Source organism: Streptomyces sp. AMJ-169 (assembly GCF_055597585.1).
In genome coordinates this window covers 1-17,001 of sequence record NZ_JBVLTJ010000026.1, presented here as the reverse complement: position 1 = coordinate 17,001, position 17,001 = coordinate 1, and the positions used below count along the sequence as shown (strand labels likewise).

At 70.7% G+C, this 17,001-nt stretch carries 17 protein-coding genes; 3 read left to right on the top strand and 14 right to left on the bottom strand.

Annotated features, from left to right (window positions below):
- From ACYUD3_RS37235 to ACYUD3_RS37215, 5 genes are all read right to left on the bottom strand, one after another.
- On the bottom strand, nt 1-1,686 hold the full coding sequence (locus tag ACYUD3_RS37235; protein WP_470980522.1) for a bifunctional uroporphyrinogen-III C-methyltransferase/uroporphyrinogen-III synthase: 1,686 nt from the start codon (nt 1,684-1,686) through the stop codon (nt 1-3).
- A complete protein-coding gene (hemC, locus tag ACYUD3_RS37230) occupies nt 1,683-2,636 on the bottom strand; it encodes a hydroxymethylbilane synthase (RefSeq protein ID WP_470980519.1) in 954 nt (317 codons plus the stop codon). The genes ACYUD3_RS37235 and hemC overlap by 4 nt, the downstream gene beginning before the upstream one ends.
- Nucleotides 2,633-4,306 carry a glutamyl-tRNA reductase gene (locus ACYUD3_RS37225; protein ID WP_470980516.1) on the bottom strand — a complete coding sequence of 558 codons (1,674 nt, stop codon included), beginning with the start codon at nt 4,304-4,306 and terminating at the stop codon, nt 2,633-2,635. Before ACYUD3_RS37225 ends, hemC begins: the two co-directional genes overlap by 4 nt.
- The gene (locus tag ACYUD3_RS37220) at nt 4,303-5,064 is read right to left on the bottom strand and encodes a redox-sensing transcriptional repressor Rex (protein ID WP_470980513.1); all 762 of its coding nucleotides are present in this window, start codon (nt 5,062-5,064) and stop codon (nt 4,303-4,305) included. Before ACYUD3_RS37220 ends, ACYUD3_RS37225 begins: the two co-directional genes overlap by 4 nt.
- A gap of 235 nt (nt 5,065-5,299) precedes the next feature.
- Nucleotides 5,300-5,593 carry a glutaredoxin family protein gene (locus tag ACYUD3_RS37215; RefSeq protein WP_470980510.1) on the bottom strand — a complete coding sequence of 98 codons (294 nt, stop codon included), beginning with the start codon at nt 5,591-5,593 and terminating at the stop codon, nt 5,300-5,302.
- Nucleotides 5,594-5,677: 84 nt separating this feature from the next.
- On the opposite strand from ACYUD3_RS37215, the gene ACYUD3_RS37210 reads away from it, so the two are divergent.
- The 3 genes from ACYUD3_RS37210 (at nt 5,678) to ACYUD3_RS37200 (ending at nt 9,094) form a co-directional block, all read left to right on the top strand.
- Entirely contained in the window at nt 5,678-6,631 is a 954-nt protein-coding gene (locus ACYUD3_RS37210) for an HAD family hydrolase (protein ID WP_470980507.1), read from the top strand.
- A 309-nt stretch (nt 6,632-6,940) separates the two neighbouring features.
- Nucleotides 6,941-7,732, top strand: coding sequence for an ECF subfamily RNA polymerase sigma factor, BldN family (locus tag ACYUD3_RS37205; protein WP_470980504.1), 792 nt, complete (start codon nt 6,941-6,943; stop codon nt 7,730-7,732).
- Between the two features lie 171 nt (nt 7,733-7,903).
- On the top strand, nt 7,904-9,094 hold the full coding sequence (locus ACYUD3_RS37200; RefSeq protein ID WP_470980501.1) for a DUF5667 domain-containing protein: 1,191 nt from the start codon (nt 7,904-7,906) through the stop codon (nt 9,092-9,094).
- An 84-nt stretch (nt 9,095-9,178) separates the two neighbouring features.
- Here the strand turns inward: ACYUD3_RS37200 and ACYUD3_RS37195 are convergent, their stop codons facing one another.
- The 9 genes from ACYUD3_RS37195 to ACYUD3_RS37155 all read right to left on the bottom strand — a co-directional run bounded on the left by ACYUD3_RS37195 (nt 9,179) and on the right by ACYUD3_RS37155 (nt 16,912).
- Entirely contained in the window at nt 9,179-10,222 is a 1,044-nt protein-coding gene (locus ACYUD3_RS37195; RefSeq protein WP_470980498.1) for a lysophospholipid acyltransferase family protein, read from the bottom strand.
- A 14-nt stretch (nt 10,223-10,236) separates the two neighbouring features.
- Nucleotides 10,237-11,286, bottom strand: a complete 1,050-nt coding sequence (locus ACYUD3_RS37190; RefSeq protein ID WP_470980495.1) for an NAD-dependent epimerase/dehydratase family protein — start codon at nt 11,284-11,286, stop codon at nt 10,237-10,239.
- Nucleotides 11,287-11,506: 220 nt separating this feature from the next.
- Nucleotides 11,507-11,605: a 30S ribosomal protein bS22 gene (locus tag ACYUD3_RS37185; protein WP_003948845.1), complete on the bottom strand. Its 99-nt coding sequence runs from the start codon at nt 11,603-11,605 to the stop codon at nt 11,507-11,509.
- Between the two features lie 157 nt (nt 11,606-11,762).
- Nucleotides 11,763-11,972 carry a helix-turn-helix domain-containing protein gene (locus ACYUD3_RS37180; RefSeq protein ID WP_067299677.1) on the bottom strand — a complete coding sequence of 70 codons (210 nt, stop codon included), beginning with the start codon at nt 11,970-11,972 and terminating at the stop codon, nt 11,763-11,765.
- Nucleotides 11,973-12,102: 130 nt separating this feature from the next.
- Nucleotides 12,103-12,933, bottom strand: coding sequence for a phosphatase (locus ACYUD3_RS37175; RefSeq protein WP_470980491.1), 831 nt, complete (start codon nt 12,931-12,933; stop codon nt 12,103-12,105).
- A gap of 187 nt (nt 12,934-13,120) precedes the next feature.
- Nucleotides 13,121-14,284, bottom strand: coding sequence for an acetoin utilization protein AcuC (locus tag ACYUD3_RS37170; protein WP_470980488.1), 1,164 nt, complete (start codon nt 14,282-14,284; stop codon nt 13,121-13,123).
- Nucleotides 14,235-15,443, bottom strand: a complete 1,209-nt coding sequence (locus ACYUD3_RS37165) for an MFS transporter (protein ID WP_470980485.1) — start codon at nt 15,441-15,443, stop codon at nt 14,235-14,237. The genes ACYUD3_RS37170 and ACYUD3_RS37165 overlap by 50 nt, the downstream gene beginning before the upstream one ends.
- On the bottom strand, nt 15,440-16,183 hold the full coding sequence (locus tag ACYUD3_RS37160) for a VC0807 family protein (protein ID WP_470980482.1): 744 nt from the start codon (nt 16,181-16,183) through the stop codon (nt 15,440-15,442). The genes ACYUD3_RS37165 and ACYUD3_RS37160 overlap by 4 nt, the downstream gene beginning before the upstream one ends.
- An 84-nt stretch (nt 16,184-16,267) precedes the next feature.
- Nucleotides 16,268-16,912, bottom strand: a complete 645-nt coding sequence (locus tag ACYUD3_RS37155; protein WP_470980479.1) for an HAD family hydrolase — start codon at nt 16,910-16,912, stop codon at nt 16,268-16,270.
- Nucleotides 16,913-17,001: the final 89 nt, after the last annotated feature.

The window sequence follows — 17,001 nt, the reverse complement described above, 5'->3', positions numbered from 1 at the left end:
TCAGGTGGCCCGGCGCCTGCGCCCTCCGGGCCTGCGTTCGCTGGGCCGCGTCACCGCGTCCCCCGCGTCCAGTGCCGCCGTCCGCCTCCGTATCCCGAAGTCGGCCAGCGCCTCCGCCAGCGCCTGGACCGACGGCTCCGGAGCCATCACGTCCACCCGCAGGCCGTGTTCCTCGGCCGTCTTCGCGGTGGCCGGGCCGATGCAGGCGATGACCGTCACGTTGTGCGGCTTGCCGGCGATGCCGACCAGGTTGCGGACGGTGGACGACGACGTGAAGAGCACCGCGTCGAACCCGCCCCCCTTGATCGCCTCCCGCGTCTCGGCCGGCGGCGGCGAGGCGCGCACGGTCCGGTAGGCCGTGACGTCGTCCACCTCCCAGCCGAGGTCGATGAGCCCGGCGACCAGCGTCTCCGTGGCGATGTCGGCGCGCGGCAGGAACACCCGGTCGATCGGGTCGAAGACGGGGTCGTAGGGCGGCCAGTCCTCCAGCAGCCCGGCCGCGCTCTGCTCCCCGCTCGGCACCAGGTCGGGCTTCACGCCGAACGCGACCAGCGCCTTGGCGGTCTGCTCGCCGACCGCCGCGACCTTGATCCCGGCGAACGCGCGCGCGTCGAGCCCGTACTCCTCGAACTTCTCCCGCACCGCCTTCACCGCGTTGACCGAGGTGAACGCGATCCACTCGTAGCGCCCGGTCACCAGCCCCTTGACGGCCCGCTCCATCTGCTGCGGGGTGCGGGGCGGCTCGACGGCGATGGTCGGGACCTCGTGCGGCACGGCCCCGTAGGAGCGCAGCTGCTCGGACAGCGACGCCGCCTGCTCCTTCGTCCGCGGGACGAGGACCCTCCAGCCGAACAGGGGCTTCGACTCGAACCAGGCCAGCTGGTCGCGCTGCGCCGGCGCCGACCGGTCGCCGACGACCGCTATCACCGGCCGCGAGCCCTCCGGCGAGGGCAGCACCTTGGCCTGCTTCAGCGTCTGCGCGATGGTCCCGAGGGTCGCGGACCAGGTCCGCTGCCGGGTCGTCGTACCGGCGACCGTCACGGTCAGCGGGGTGTCCGGCTTGCGTCCGGCGGAGACCAGCTCGCCGGCGGCGGAGGCCACCGCGTCGAGCGTCGTGGAGACGACGACCGTCCCGTCGGAGGCGCCCACCTCCGTCCAGCACCGGTCGGACGCGGACCGCGCGTCCACAAACCGGACGTCCGCCCCTTGCGCGTCCCGCAGCGGCACCCCCGCGTACGCGGGCACCCCAACTGCCGTCGCAACACCAGGAACCACCTCGAAAGGCACCCCGGCGGAGGCGCAGGCGAGCATTTCGGCGGCGGCGTACGTATCAAGGCCCGGGTCCCCGGACACCGCCCGCACCACCCGCCTGCCGCCCCGCGCGGCCTCCATGACAAGATGTGCCGCATCCCGCACCGCGGGGAGTGCCACGGTCGTTGACGAGGCGTCAACAACAGTGGGCTGAGGGAAAGAAGTGCCTGGAGGGGGGTCTGTGGGCACCACGGAGACACCTGAACGGGCGTGCGTCCGTACGACGTCGAGCACCTCGTGCTCGGCGACGAGGACGTCCGCGCCCGCCAGTGCTTCGACAGCGCGCAAGGTCAGCAGCCCCGGATCACCGGGCCCCGCTCCCAGGAAGGTGACGTGACCGTGTTCCAGGCCGGCGGAAAGGTTGGTGGGGCTCACTGTGCTCGCTCCCCCATCAGACCGGCCGCGCCCTGGGCAAGCATCTCGGCTGCGAGTGTGCGACCGAGCGTCATCGCCCCGTCGTGCGTCTCGGGCACGGGACCGGTGGTGGACAGCTGCACCGTACGGGTGCCGTCGGCCGTACCGACGACCGCCCGCAGGCGCATTTCCTTGACAATCTGCCCGTCGGCCAGCAGGTCGGCCAGCGCGCCCACAGGGGCGGAGCAGCCGGCCTCCAGGGCGGCGAGCAGGGAACGCTCGGCGGTCACGGCGGCCCGCGTGAACGGGTCGTCGAGCTCTCCGAGCGCGGCGATGAGGTCCGCGTGGTCCGCGGCACACTCGATCGCCAGGGCCCCCTGGCCGGGGGCGGGCAAAACGATGTCGGGCGCCAGGACGTCCGTGACCTCCGCCGCGCGGCCGATCCGGTTGAGCCCGGCGGCGGCCAGCACGACCGCGTCCAGCTTCCCGTCGCGCACGAACTTGATCCGGGTGTCGACGTTCCCGCGCACCGGTACGACCGCGAGGTCGAGGCCGTGCGCCCGCGCGTACGCGTTCAGCTGGGCCGTCCGGCGCGGCGAACCGGTCCCGATCCGCGCCCCGCGCGGCAGTTCGGCAAGCCGCAGCGCGTCCCGCGCGACCAGCACGTCCCGGGGGTCCTCCCGTACGGGTACGGCGGCCAGCGCCAGCCGGTCGGGCTGCGCCGTCGGCAGGTCCTTGAGCGAGTGAACCGCGAAGTCGACCTCGCCGCCCAGCAGCGCCTCCCGCAGCGCGGTGACGAAGACGCCGGTGCCGCCGATCTGGGCGAGCTGTTCGCGGGAGGTGTCGCCGTAGGTCGTGATCTCGACGAGTTCGACCGGCCGGCCGGTGAGCTGCCGTACCTGCTGCGCGATCTGCCCGGACTGGGCGAGGGCGAGTCTGCTGCGCCGGGTGCCGAGTCTCAGTGGTCTCATGCGCCGGGCCCCTTCTCGTCGGAGGGAGCGGCCGGCGCGGCTTGGGACACCGCCGCGACCGTCTCCTGGTCGAGGTCGAACAGGGTCCGCAGCGCGTCCGCGTACCCGGCGCCGCCGGGCTCGGCCGCGAGCTGCTTGACCCGTACGGTCGGCGCGTGCAGGAGCTTGTCGACGACCCGGCGGACGGTCTGCGTGATCTCCGCGCGGTGCTTGTCGTCGAGCCCGGGCAGCCGGGCTTCCAGGCGGGCGATCTCGCCGGCGACGACGTCGGCGGCCATGGTCCGCAGCGCGACGACGGTCGGCGTGATGTGCGCGGCCCGCTGGGCGGCGGAGAAAGCGTTCACCTCGTCGGCGACGATCCGCCGCACCTGGTCGACGTCCGCCGCCATCGGCGCGTCCGCGCTGGCCTCGGCGAGCGACTCGATGTCGACGAGCCGCACCCCGGCCACCCGGTGCGCCGCCGCGTCGATGTCCCGGGGCATCGCGAGGTCGAGCAGGCACAGCACCGGCTCGCAGGACTCGATCGCCTCCGGCTTACGGCGCTCGGGGATCCGTACGCCCGCCTGCGCGGTCGCCGCGAGGGCCGCGATGACCTCGGCCTCCTTCTCGAAGCGCCGGTCGACGGCCCCGCTGGTGCCCTTGTCGACCCAGGCCGCGTGCTGCTCCAGCGTCGCCGCGTCCATCCCGGCGACCGCGGCGTCCCCTGCGACGGAGAACCCCTGCCGCACGGCCCCGAGGTCCAGCGGACACCCCTCGTCACTCCCGATCGAGGTGACGGGCAGCGGCCGTACGGCGTCGGCGGCGGCCGGGGTGAGGACGGCGGCGGCGCCGGTGCGGCCCTCCACCGCGCGCGCGATGTCCGCGGCGCTCAGCACGAGCCCGGTCGCCCCGGTGCAGGAGACGGCCAGGTCGGCACGTGCCAGCTCGCCCGGCACCGATTCCATCGGGACCGCGCGGGCCGTCACGTCCGCGTCACCGTCGTTCAGTATTTCGGCCAAGCGTTCGGCGCGGTCGAACGTCCTGTTGGCGACGACGATCTCCGCGACCCCGGCGCGCGCGAGGGTCGCCGCCGCCAGCGACGACATCGAGCCGGCGCCGATGACCAGCGCTTTCTTGCCGCGCGCCCAGCCGGCGACGTCGGTGCCGCGCGCCAGCTGCTCCAGGCCGAAGGTGACGAGGGACTGCCCGGCCCGGTCGATGCCGGTCTCGGAGTGCGCCCGTTTCCCGACCCGGAGGGCCTGCTGGAACAGGTCGTTCATGAGCCGGCCCGCGGAGTGCAGCTCCTGCGCCTTGGCGAGGGTGTCCTTGAGCTGGCCGAGGATCTGGCCCTCGCCGACGACCATGGAGTCCAGGCCGCAGGCCACGGAGAACATGTGGTGGACGGCGCGGTCCTCGTAGTGCACGTACAGGTGAGGGGTCAGCTCGTCGAGGCCGACGCCGCTGTGCCGGGCGAGCAGCGTGGACAGCTCGGCGACCCCGGCGTGGAACTTGTCGACGTCGGCGTACAGCTCGATGCGGTTGCAGGTCGACAGGAGGGCGGCCTCGGCGGCGGGCTCGGCGGCGACGGTGTCCTGGAGCAGCTTGAGCTGCGCGTCCCCGGAGAGGGAGGCGCGTTCCAGGACGCTGACGGGAGCGCTGCGGTGGCTGAGGCCGACGACGAGGAGACTCATGCCGGCATCACGGCGGGTACGTCCCCGTCGGGTCCCTGCTCGTCGCCGTGCGCGGGCGGGTGGACGGCCGCCGGCGCGGACCCGGCCGCCGTCTCCTCGCCCGCCTTGCGCTGCTCGTGGAAGGCGAGGATCTGGAGTTCGATCGAGAGGTCGACCTTGCGGACGTCGACGCCGTCGGGGACGGCGAGGACGGTCGGCGCGAAGTTCAGGATGGAGGTGACCCCGGCGGCCACGAGCCGGTCGCAGACCTGCTGGGCGACGCCGGGCGGGGTGGTGATGACGCCGATGGAGACGCCGTCGTCCTGGATGATCCGCTCCAGGCTGTCGCTGTGCTGAACGGTGATCCCGGCGACCTGGCGGCCGGTCATCGCGGGATCGGCGTCGATGAGGGCGGCGACCCGGAAGCCGCGGGAGGCGAACCCGCCGTAGTTCGCGAGGGCGGCGCCGAGGTTTCCGATGCCGACGATGACGACCGGCCAGTCCTGGGTGAGCCCGAGCTCGCGGGAGATCTGGTAGACGAGATACTCGACGTCGTAGCCGACACCGCGCGTTCCGTACGAACCCAGGTAGGAGAAGTCCTTGCGCAGCTTGGCGGAGTTGACTCCCGCCGCCGCCGCCAGCTCCTCGGAGGAGACCGTGGGCACCGAGCGCTCCGACAGCGCGGTCAGGGCTCGGAGGTACAGCGGAAGCCTGGCGACGGTGGCCTCGGGAATCCCTCGGCTGCGGGTCGCCGGTCGGTGAGTTCGGCCAGTTGCCACGGTGCTCCTGCGGGTAGAGCGGGGCTGTGGGCGGCTTCGCGTCCCCGGACCGCCCCGTCGACAGCAGGCTATGTCTTTGTGAACGCGTGCACAAAGATGGTGTCCGATTTGCCCGGCCAACGTGACCGGGGTCACGCGTTTCACTCCTGGGGGCAAAACCGCTCACGCTCCTCGCGAATCCCGCCCCCGAGACCAACTCGCCATCGATCCTAAGCGACTTTCCGACCGCTTTGGACTAGTCGGTCAGTGCTTTGCGCAACCTCTCCTCGTTCACACGCCAGAAGGTGTGCTGCGCCCCGTCCACCAGGACGACCGGGATCTGTTCCCAGTACCGGTCGTGGAGCGCGGGGTCCTGGGTGATGTCCTTCTTCTCCCAGGAGACGCCCAGGTCCGCGCAGACCTTCCCCACGATCCGCTCGGCGTCCTCGCAGAGATGGCAGTCGGGCTTGGCGATGAGGGTGACGTGATGATCGGCTGGTTCGACTGGTCCGGCGGGTTCGGCTGGTTTGCGGCGGAAGAGGGGACTCATGGCAGCCATTGTGTCGCGCAGAGTTCACGCCCTCCGAACCTCTCCGATCCGAACTCCCCGAACAAACTGGCTATGCTCACGTCCATGGCCGCTCTCGGATGGCTCACCCCCCGCAGGCGCCCCGCGACGGCGCGGAGCGTGCTCGCCGGCGAGGCCGCGGCGGAGGCCGCACGCAAATCCTCCAAAGAGGACGAAGCCCTTGAGGCTCCGCAGCAGAAGAACACGAAGGACACAAAAGGCACGGAACCGGAGTTCCCGGTCCCCGGCGACGACAAGGCCGCCGCGTTCTTCGACCTCGACAACACCGTGATGCAGGGCGCCGCCCTCTTCCACTTCGGCCGCGGCCTGTACAAGCGCAAGTTCTTCGAGACCCGCGACCTGGCCCGCTTCGCCTGGCAGCAGGCGTGGTTCCGGCTGGCCGGCGTCGAGGACCCCGAGCACATGCAGGAGGCCCGCGACTCCGCGCTGTCGATCGTCAAGGGCCACCGCGTCGCCGAACTCCAGTCGATCGGCGAGGAGATCTACGACGAGTACATGGCCGAGCGGATCTGGCCGGGCACGAGAGCCCTCGCCCAGGCCCACCTGGACGCCGGTCAGAAGGTGTGGCTGGTCACCGCGGCCCCGGTGGAGATCGCCCGCGTGATCGCCCGCCGCCTCGGCCTGACCGGCGCGCTCGGCACCGTCGCGGAGTCCGTGGACGGCGTCTACACCGGCAAGTTGGTGGGCGAGCCGCTGCACGGCCCGGCGAAGGCGGAGGCGGTCAAGGCGCTGGCGGCGGCGGAGGGCCTGGACCTGTCGCGCTGCGCCGCGTACAGCGACAGCCACAACGACATCCCGATGCTCTCGCTCGTCGGCCACCCCTACGCGATCAACCCGGACACCAAACTGCGCAAGCACGCCCGCAAGTTGGACTGGCGTCTGCGTGATTATCGGACGGGACGCAAAGCGGCGAAGGTCGGCATCCCGGCCGCGGCGGGCGTCGGCGCGGTGGCCGGCGGTACGGCCGCGGCGATCGCGTTGAGCCGCCGCAGGCGGTAGTTGAGGTTTACGGCGCGATCACCCGCGTATCCAGCGCGAGGCCCCGTCCGGCCAGCGCACACGTACTTCAACACGCCCTGTCCCCCGTCAAGAACTGATCACTTCCGGTCAACAAGTGCTCAGCAACGGGAACTTGATCTGCCCTCAACCGATGACAAACTCAACGTATTCGAAGTTTTGAGCAACTCGGCGTAGCAGCACCTTCACGAAGCGTTATTCTCCTCAGACGCATTCCGGTACCCCTCCACCCCTACGACGGGTGAACGGTCCCGCACTGCACGTGATGAAAGCTCTGCCTCTGGGAGTCCCGTGTACCCATACGTCGGGGTTGACGCCTCGGGCCTGGCTACGCTGCGCGATTCGATCGCAACGCTGAAGGAAACCCTGCGTGGCTGTGTCCCGACCGCGTACGGCGTCCCCGCCTTCGCCACCGCCACCGCCCTCCCCGTCGGCCCGTGCTACGCACTCGCCGACGGCGGCGCCGCCGTCGGCAGACGCGGTCGTACGACCGCCGCCGCACCCCCGGCGCCCCGTCGCCCCGCCGCGGACAGCGACAGCGCCCGCATGATGGACCTGGTCGAACGCGCCCAGTCCGGCGAGGCCGAGGCCTTCGGCCGGCTGTACGACCAGTACAGCGACACCGTCTACCGGTACATCTACTACCGGGTGGGCGGGAAGGCCACCGCCGAGGACCTCACCAGTGAGACGTTCCTGCGGGCGCTCAGGAGGATCGGCACCTTCACCTGGCAGGGCCGCGACTTCGGCGCCTGGCTGGTGACGATCGCCCGCAACCTGGTCGCCGACCACTTCAAGTCGAGCCGCTTCCGGCTGGAGGTGACCACCGGCGAGATGCTCGACGCCAACGAGGTCGAGCGCTCCCCGGAGGACTCGGTCCTGGAGTCGCTGTCGAACGCCGCCCTCCTGGACGCCGTGCGCCGGCTCAACCCCCAGCAGCAGGAGTGCGTGACGCTCCGCTTCCTCCAAGGACTCTCCGTCGCCGAGACGGCCAGGGTGATGGGGAAGAACGAGGGCGCGATCAAGACCCTCCAGTACCGCGCGGTCCGGACCCTGGCCCGGCTGCTCCCGGAAGACGCGCGCTGAGCGCGACCACCAACTCACCGTCAGTGAAAGTCAGTTGCCTTCCCGATCCGATCATCCGCAGTCCGTAACCCATGTGCCGCGCCATTCGTTGAGCGGGATACAGGCTCCCTGTGTGTGCAACCCTCAGGACCCCAAGGGAGTCGACCGTCATGACGAGAGGAGGTGCCGCCCGTGATCGCGAACGTATCGGCGCACCGGCGGGCGAACGCCTTCGCCCAGGCCCTGGAGGAGTCCGGCCTGGGCCCGGCGGCCGAGGAGGCCGAAGGAGCGACCCCGGCGCCGGCCGGCGCGGACCGTACCGAACAGGGCAGGCTGCTGTCCCTGACGGCGGGTCTCGCGCGGCTGCCGAAACCGGAGTTCGACCCGGAGGTCAAGGTCGTCCAGCGGGCGCAGCTGGTCGCCGCCATGGAAGCCCTGATGCAGGGGGGCGAGGCCCCGTCCGTCCCCGAGCAGCGCGGCGCCCGGGCGGCGAAACACCGGGCGCTGGGAAAACTCCGGCCGAGGAGCCGCCTCGCCAAGGGGCTCACCGCCGGCGGACTGAGTGTGGGGGTGGCGGCCGGCGCGTTCGGCGGAGTCGCCGCCGCCAGCTCGGACGCGCTGCCCGGTGACTCCCTGTACGGCCTGAAGCGCGGCATCGAGGACTTCAAGCTCAACTACCTGTCGGAGAACGAGACCGAGCGCGGCCAGGCGTACCTGGACCAGGCCTCCACCCGGCTCAGCGAGGCCCGCCGCCTCCTGGAGCGCGGCCGGGGCGGGCACATGGACCATGAGTCGCTGGGCGAGATCCGCCGCACGCTGGCGGGCATGACCGAGGACGCGACGGAGGGCCACCGCCTGCTGCACGAGGCGTACGAGCGCGACCCCGACTCCCTCGGCCCGATCCAAGCCCTCTCCGCCTTCTCCCGCTCCCACCGCGAGGCGTGGGGCGCGATGCGCGGCGCCCTCCCGGTCCAGCTCGGCGACATGGGCCAGCAGGTCACCCAGGTCTTCGACGCCATAGACGAAGAGGTCGCCCCGCTGCGCTCGCTCCTGCCCCAGCCCCCCGCACCGGGCCAGAGCAGGAGCCACGGCCAGGAGACCCGCCCGGGTACGACGGCCCCGGCCCACAGCACCCCGGCGACCCCGGGCCACCCGTCGGCGGGCGCCCAGGAGAGCACCCACCCCCAGGCCCACCCCTCGACGGCGTCCCCCGCCGACGGCCTCCTGGGCGGCAACACCGGCGGCCTCCTCGACCCGCCGGCCGCGCCCGTCCCGCCCCTGCCCCCGACCCCGGTGACCCCGACCCCGCCGGACGTCACGATCCCGCCGCTCCTCCCCGGCCTTCTGCCGGGCCTAGGGATCGACAGCGAGGACGCGAACTAGCGTCACGGGTACGAGAGTCGAGGGCGCCCCCTGTCGCAGGGGGCGCCCTCGTCGTCGTAGCGAACCTCTTTGGAAGAAACCCCTTTAGAAGAACACCGACCGGCGCTGCACCAGCAGCTTGTACAGCGTGTGCTGGATCTGTTCCCGTACCTGGTCGGTCAGGTTGAACATCAGCATCGGATCGTCCGCGGCCTCCGGCGGATACCCGTCCGTCGGGATCGGCTCCCCGAACTGGATGGTCCACTTCGTCGGCAGCGGGACGGCGCCCAGCGGGCCGAGCCAGGGGAACGTCGGTGTGATCGGGAAGTACGGGAAGCCCAGGACTCTCGCCAGGGTCTTCGCGTTGCCGATCATCGGATAGATCTCCTCCGCGCCGACGACCGAGCACGGCACGATCGGCGCCCCCTGCCGCAGCGCCGTGGAGACGAACCCGCCCCGCCCGAACCGCTGGAGCTTGTACCGCTCCCCGAACGGCTTGCCGAGCCCCTTGAACCCCTCCGGCATGACCCCCACCAACTCCCCCTGGGCGAGCAGCCGTTCGGCGTCCTCGGCGCAGGCGAGGGTGTGCCCGAGCTTGCGGGCCAGCTCGTTGACGACGGGCAGGCCGAAGACCAGGTCGGCGGCGAGCAGCCGCAGATGCCGGTCGGCCGGGTGGTGGTCGTGGACGGCGACCTGCATCATCAGCCCGTCCAGCGGAAGCGTCCCGGAGTGATTGGCGACGACCAGGGCGCCGCCTTCCGAGGGGATGTTCTCGATGCCCTTGACCTCGACCCGGAAGTACTTCTCGTACACCGGCCGCAGCAGCGACATCAGGACCTGGTCGGTCAGCTCCTCGTCGAAGCCGAAGTCGTCGACCTCGTAGTCCCCGGTGAGCCGGCGGCGCAGGAAGGAGAGGCCGCCCGCGATGCGCCGCTCCAGGGAATCAGGTGTCACAGGGACATCATCGGGCCGCGCGGGGGCGACGGGCAGCGGCTCGGGCTGCGTGATCTCGCGCACCTCGCGGGCCGTACCCCCCGGCTCGCCGGCGCCGCGCCTGCGTCCCGGCAGCCCCCGCCGCCGGGCCGGCCGCGCGGCGGCCCCCGCCCGGGTCCGGTCGTCGTCGAACGGAATGACCTTGGCGTCCGCCATCGTTGCTGCGCTCCTCAGTTGGCGCTCGGCGTCGGGTTGAGCGGGGGCAGGGCCGCGAGCCGGTCCACGGCGTCCGCGACCCGCTCCGGGGGCAGCAGCCCGGGGCCCTGGCTGCGGGCGAAGTCCGCGAAGGTCTCGGCGGTGGTGTACCTCGGCGTGAACCCGAGCGTCTCGCGCGTCTGGGCCGTCGACACCACCCGCCCGTGGGTCAGCAGCCGGATCTGCTCCGGCGAGAAGTCGGTCATCCCGAGCGTCCGCACCAGCGAGCCCGCCCAGGTGACGGCCGGCAGCAGCAGCGGGACCGTCGGCCGCCCGAGCCGCCGCGAGCACTGCGAGAGCAGCAGCACCCCGTCACCCGCGACATTGAACGTCCCGCTGGCCGGCGCCCCGCGCCCGGGGTCGTGCGAGGCGAGCCGCAGCACCTCGACGACGTCGTCCTCGTGCACGAACTGAAGCCGCGGGTCGTAGCCGAAGACGGTCGGCAGCACCGGCAGCGCGAAGTAGGAGGCGAGCGGCGTCTCGGCGCCGGGCCCGAGGATGTTGGCGAACCGCAGCACGCACACGGCGACATCGGGCCGCCGCCGCGCGAACCCGCGCACATACCCCTCGACCTCGACGGTGTCCTTCGCGAACCCGCCACTGGGCAGCGACTTGGCGGAGGTCGTCTCGGTGAAGACGGCCGGATCACGCGAGGCCGAACCGTACACATTGGTACTGGACTTCACGACCAGCCGCTTGACGGAAGGCGACTTCTGACACGCCCCCAGAAGCTGCATGGTCCCGATGACGTTGGTCTCCTTGACCGTCGCCCGGCTCCCGCTGCCCAGCGCGGTCGCGGTCACATCCATGTGGACGACCGTGTCGGCGCCGCTCTCGGCCAGCACCCGCGCGATCGTGGGCTGCCGTATGTCCGCGAGGACGAAGTCGGCGCCGCCCAGATGGTGTCCGGGCCTGACGGCGTCGACGCCGATCACCCGGTCGACCTGCGGATCGCGCAGGATCCTGCGCACGAACCGGCCCCCCAGCCTGCGGGCCACTCCGGTCACGAGCACGACCTTCCCCAAGATCAGCGCCTTCCTTCCAGGACCTGCCACCGCCGACGTGGAAGCCAACTTAGCGGTTCGGTGTTGCGCTGTGATGACCCCAATATGGGCATGACCATTTATGGGTGATCTAAAAGAGGCCAATAGGCGCCCGTGGATATGCGTGTGGCCTCTCACCGGTTGCCGGTGAGAGGCCACAACACGCCTGCGCGGCGAACGCCGTAGAAATAAGCTCCGTGGCTTACTTCTTGTTACGACGCTGAACGCGCGTGCGCTTGAGCAGCTTGCGGTGCTTCTTCTTGGCCATCCGCTTGCGCCGCTTCTTGATAACAGAGCCCACGACTACCCTCGCTCACTTCTCATCACTCGGTGCTGGGCGCCATGGGCCCATACGACCTACGAGGGGCTAGCCTAACCCGCTCGGGCGGTGAGGTTGTAATCGAGGGGTGCCGGGGAGACCGGTAGTGCCCTGTGCCGTTGATCCCCCCGGCCGGTCGTCAGGCGGTTTCCACCCCCACGTAGCTCTCGCGGAGGTACTCGTGCACCGCTTGTTCGGGGACGCGGAAGGACCGCCCCACCCTGATCGCGGGCAGATGACCGCTGTGCACCAAGCGGTACACGGTCATCTTCGACACTCGCATCACCGCGGCGACCTCCGCCACGGTAAGGAACACAACCTCGTTGAGAGGCCTCTCGCCAGCTGCCATGACAACACCTGTGCCTTCCGCACTCGACGGCCACCGGCTTCCCCTTCCGGTGACTCTTCGTCGTTGCGTGCTCACTCCCCAATGTAGGGGCGGGTGATGCGAGTGGGGAAGAGGTGCACCCATCGCAGGCCTACTGTGACAGACACGCTCGATTGAGTACGTAGCGGGTCAGCGGCCGGTAGTAATCAGACCGCACAGCGTCATCAACCGGAACGACGACGGACACGGTCCCCTCGGCCTGCCCCACGAAGAGCGCGGGGTCATCCGTATCGGCCAGACCAATGGCCTCAAACCCCAGCTGACCTGCCCCGCAGACCCATCCGTGGTCCCCGATGACGAGCTCCGGCAGCGGTCCGCCGGCCGCCGCGGCGGCGTCCAGGGCGAGCCGAACCGGGAGCGGGGAGTGGGTGTGCGCGCCGGTCGCACAACCGGTGCGTTCGACGCCCGTTTCGAAAACCATGCCGACCCCCCGTACGTACGCGAGGTGGTGCGTACGTAGACCGAACCGGGTCGTTATGTCGACAGAGCGACCCTGCGCCGGGGTGAGAACATCACACCCCACTGACGACAAAGTGTCCACAATCCCCTCGTAGAACCCGCTGAGCCGCCCTGGATGCCCCGTTCCCACCAACACCGGACCACCACGGAGAGCTACTTCCCGCAGCCGCGCGGCGAAAGCGTCGAGGGCGGCGATGGTCTTGAGCGGATCAATCACATCTTGCCCGGAAACCCACCCCACATCGTCCGAAACCCCACACTCCCGAGCCATCAGCCCCACCAACTCCGGAACGTCCCAGTCCCCTTGAGGATCGATCCCGAGCAGAACGCGGGGGTCACGGGCGGCGAAGAGCCGGTAGTGACGGAGACTCCGCTCCCGGGTGGTGGAGACGGGTCCGGCGAGGTGGGTGCGGAGGAGGTGGGCGAGGAGGGGGTGGGGTTCAATCTTGTCGGTCGTAGGCACGAGGAGATGCTGGCGGGACAGAGGGCTGCTTGTCCGGCTTTTTGGGTTCGCGGAGCCCGCCCGGCCTAAAACCCAGGGTCCGCCGGCTTTTTAGGGGCGCGGGGCCGCATCGATTCGCGGCTCCGCCGCGTGGGCGCAAAACCACCCACGGCGGGAAGCCGCCCAACTACCGCTCCACGCACCCCCCTTAAGCCAATAGCCCCCGCAACGGAAAAACGGCCCGCCGCGCAGCGAGAATCGCCTGATCCACCCGATCCGCGGGGTCATACCCCCCCTCCCACTCCCGCCACCCCACCGGCCACCGCCCATCAGTCATCCGCACCGGCGCCAACTGCCGCGTACGCGCGAACACTTCCTGCCGCCACCGATCAGGAATCACCGCCGAAGGATCGACTTCCCGCCCCGCCGCCACCCCCACCAAATGCGCCCACGACCGCGGCACCACATCCACGACCGCGTACCCACCCCCACCGAGCGCGACCCACTTCCCCCCGGCATGGGCGTGCGCCAACTCATGGCAGGCCACCTGCACCGCCCGCTGCGCATCCAGCGAAACCGCCAGATGCGCGAGCGGATCCTCGAAATGCGTATCGGCGCCATGCTGACTGACGAGCACATCGGGCCGGAAATCGGCGACCAGCTCGGGCACCACGGCATGGAACGCCCGCACCCACCCCGCGTCCCCGGTCCCGGCGGGCAAGGCCACATTCACAGCGGACCCCTCGACCCCGGTCTCCTCAGGCCACCCGGTCTGCGGAAACAGCGTCCGGGGATGCTCGTGCAAGGAGATCGTCAGCACCCGCGGATCGTCCCAGAACGCGGCCTGGACCCCGTCCCCGTGATGCACGTCGACATCGACGTACGCGACCCGCTCCGCCCCCAGCTCCAGCAGCCGCGCGATGGCGACGGCGGCGTCGTTGTAGATGCAGAACCCGGCGGCGGCCCCCGGCATCGCGTGATGCAGCCCGCCCGCGAAGTTCACCGCGTGCAGCACGTCCCCCCGCCACACCGCCTCCGCCGCCCCCACCGACAGCCCGGCGATCAGCGCACTGACCTCATGCATCCCCCGGAACGCCGGATCGTCGACCGTCCCGAGCCCGTACGACCCGTCAGCCGCCGCCGGATCGGCCGACGCCGCCTTCACCGCCTCGATGTAGTCCTCGCGGTGCACAAGGCGCAGAGTCGATTCTCCAGCCGGCTTCGCCGTGACGACATCCACCTCCCGGTCCAGGCCGAGAGCCCCCACCAACTCCCGGGTCAGCTCCAGGCGTACCGGGTCCATCGGATGCTCGGGCCCGAAGTCATAGCCCGTCACTCCCTCGTCCCACATCAGCTGTGCGCGACCGCTCATGCCCGCCACCGTATCTTTCCTCCGTGGCCGAGAACGAGCGGGCGTACACCACGGTCACGAGCACCAGCCCCATCGGCACCAGCATCGCCCCCCGATAACTCCACGCGTCCCCCAAAGCCCCCACCAGCGGCGAACCCACCAAGAACCCCACGTAGTTGAAGATATTGAGCCGCGCGACGGCGGCGTCGGAGGCCCCGGGAAAGAGCCGCCCGGCGGCGGCGAAGGTCTGCGGTACGAGCACACACAGCCCGACCCCGACCAGCGTGAACCCGAGCATCCCCACCCAGGCCCCCGGCGCGAGCGCCACCACGGCGAACCCCCCGGCCGCGACCAGCGCCCCCACCCGCACGACGACCGCCGCCCCCAACCGCCGTACCCCGTAGTCCCCGACGGCCCGTCCGATGAGCGTCGTCACCATATAGACGTTGTACGGCACGGTCGCCAGCTGCTCGGAACTGCCCAGCACGTCCTGGAGGTACTTGGCACTCCAGTTGGAGACGGTCGAGTCCCCGATGTAGGCGAACGCCATGACCAGGCAGAGCGGCAGCAGCAGCTTGAAGTGGGGCGCGGAACCAGGGGAGTTGACGGCGGCCGGCTCGGGCGCCCCGTCGACGTACCACCGGCTGCCGATCAGCACGGCGGGCAACAGCACGGCGGCGACCGGGAGATACAGCACCCACAGCGCCAACTCCCAGTGCGCGCCCGCCCAGGCGAGCGACGCCCCGACGATCCCCCCGAGACTGAAGGCCGCGTGGAAGCTGAGCATGATGCTCCGCCCGTACGCCCGCTGGAGACTCACCCCGAGCATGTTCATCGAGGCGTCCAGCGCCCCCACCGCCAGCCCGAACACGGCGAGCGAGACGCCGAGTTGAACCTCCCGGTCCCCGGCCCCGACCCCGACGAGCGCGAGCAGTACGACGGGTTGGGCCCACCGCAGCAGCACACTCGCCGGCACCCGCCGTACGACCCGCTCGGCGCTCAGGCTCCCGGCACCGGCCAGGACCGGCACGGCGGCCAGATAGGCGGGCAGCAGCCCGTCGGACACGCCGTACCGGTCCTGGATCGCGGGGATACGCGTCACGAGGAGCGCGAACGCGGCCCCCTGGGCGAAGAAGCCGAACGCCAACGCCGCCCGGCCCCGCCGGAGCACTTCTGTCATGGCCGCGAGCGTAGGCCTCCGTCGTACCCGTGGGTAGATCCAGCCAAAGATGAGTTTCCTTCAGCTTCCCGGCGGGCCTCCTCGCCGAGGATGCGGAACATGGGCTTCCCCGCCAGCCGCCGCCCGAGGACGATCCCGGTACCGATCGCGCAGGCGAGCAGCACCGACCCGAGCCACACCATCACCCCGACCGGCAGCAGGTACACCCCGATCACCCGCACCACGCACTCCAGGACCAGCGGCACCCCGATGAGCACCGAGAACAGCCGCTCCCGCCGCCGGAACTCGACGGCCGCGGCCGACTCCCCCCGCGCCAGCCGCCCCCAGGCAGCCTCCTTCGCCGCGTCCCCCTGCACGAGGAACGGCTTGATCCCCTCCGTCATCATCGGCCGCCCGACGAACACCGAGACCAGAATCCCGATGCCTACGACGCTGCTGACGGCACCGTCCTTCACCAGCATCAGCCGCGGGTCCCCGGAGACGAAGCTGAGCGCGAGCCCGGTGAGGTTCACCACGAGGATGAGCAGCGGCAGCCCCTTGAGCACCCGCTCCTTCGCGAGCCCCCACCCGGTCCGCACGGCCGGCACCACGCTGCTCCACGCCAGCGCGGCGAACGTACTGGTCCCGAACGCCTCCTTGGCCAGGTAGTAGACCCCCAGCGGCACCGCCACATCCACGATGAGCGGGGCGAAGGGGTTCCTCTTCGACTGCTTCCGCTGTCCCTGCCGGTTCGTCGTCATGCCCTCAGAGTGGCCGCTGGAGGGGGTCCGGCAGTAGAAACGACCGTCAGGACCTCCGCGTGACAAATGTCAGAGCGGCCCGGTTCAGCTGAGCAGCGCGGGCAGTTCGTACATCCGCGAGAACGGCCGGGTGGCCCCGGCGAGCTTCCCGGCCGGCGTCATCGCGGTGAACCCGTACACGTCCATCCCGGCGGCGACGGCGGCCTGGACCCCGAGGGGACTGTCCTCGACGACGGCGCAGCGCCCCGGCGCGACCCCCATCCGCTCGGCCGCGTGCAGGAACAGATCCGGCGCCGGCTTCCCTCTCCCCACATCCTCCGAGCTGAAGATCCACTCTTCCTCGAACCACTGGTCGAGCCCGGTCGTCAGATGCCCCACCCGGATCCGCTCATGACTCCCCGAGGACGCCACGCAGTACGGCATCCCGTCCGCGACGAGCTTGCCCAGCACGTCCTCGATCCCGGAGACGGGCGCCAGCTCCCGCTCGAACGCCGCGAACACCCGCCGGTGGAAGACCTCGTCGAAGTCGTCGGGCAGCTTCTCCCCCGTCCGCTCCTCGACGAGGTCATGCACCCGGTGCAGCGCGGACCCCATATAGTCCCGGACCGAGTCCTCGTACGAGGTCGGGTACCCCAGCTCGGTCAGATACCCGGCGAGCAGCCGGTTGGAAATCGGCTCGCTGTCCACCAGGACACCGTCGTTGTCGAAGATCACGAGGTCATAGCGCATGGCTGAACCTTAAAGGGACTGGAACGCAGAAAACCCCCGCATCGCGAGGATGCGGGGGTTTTCCATAAAATTTGTTCGGCGGCGTCCTA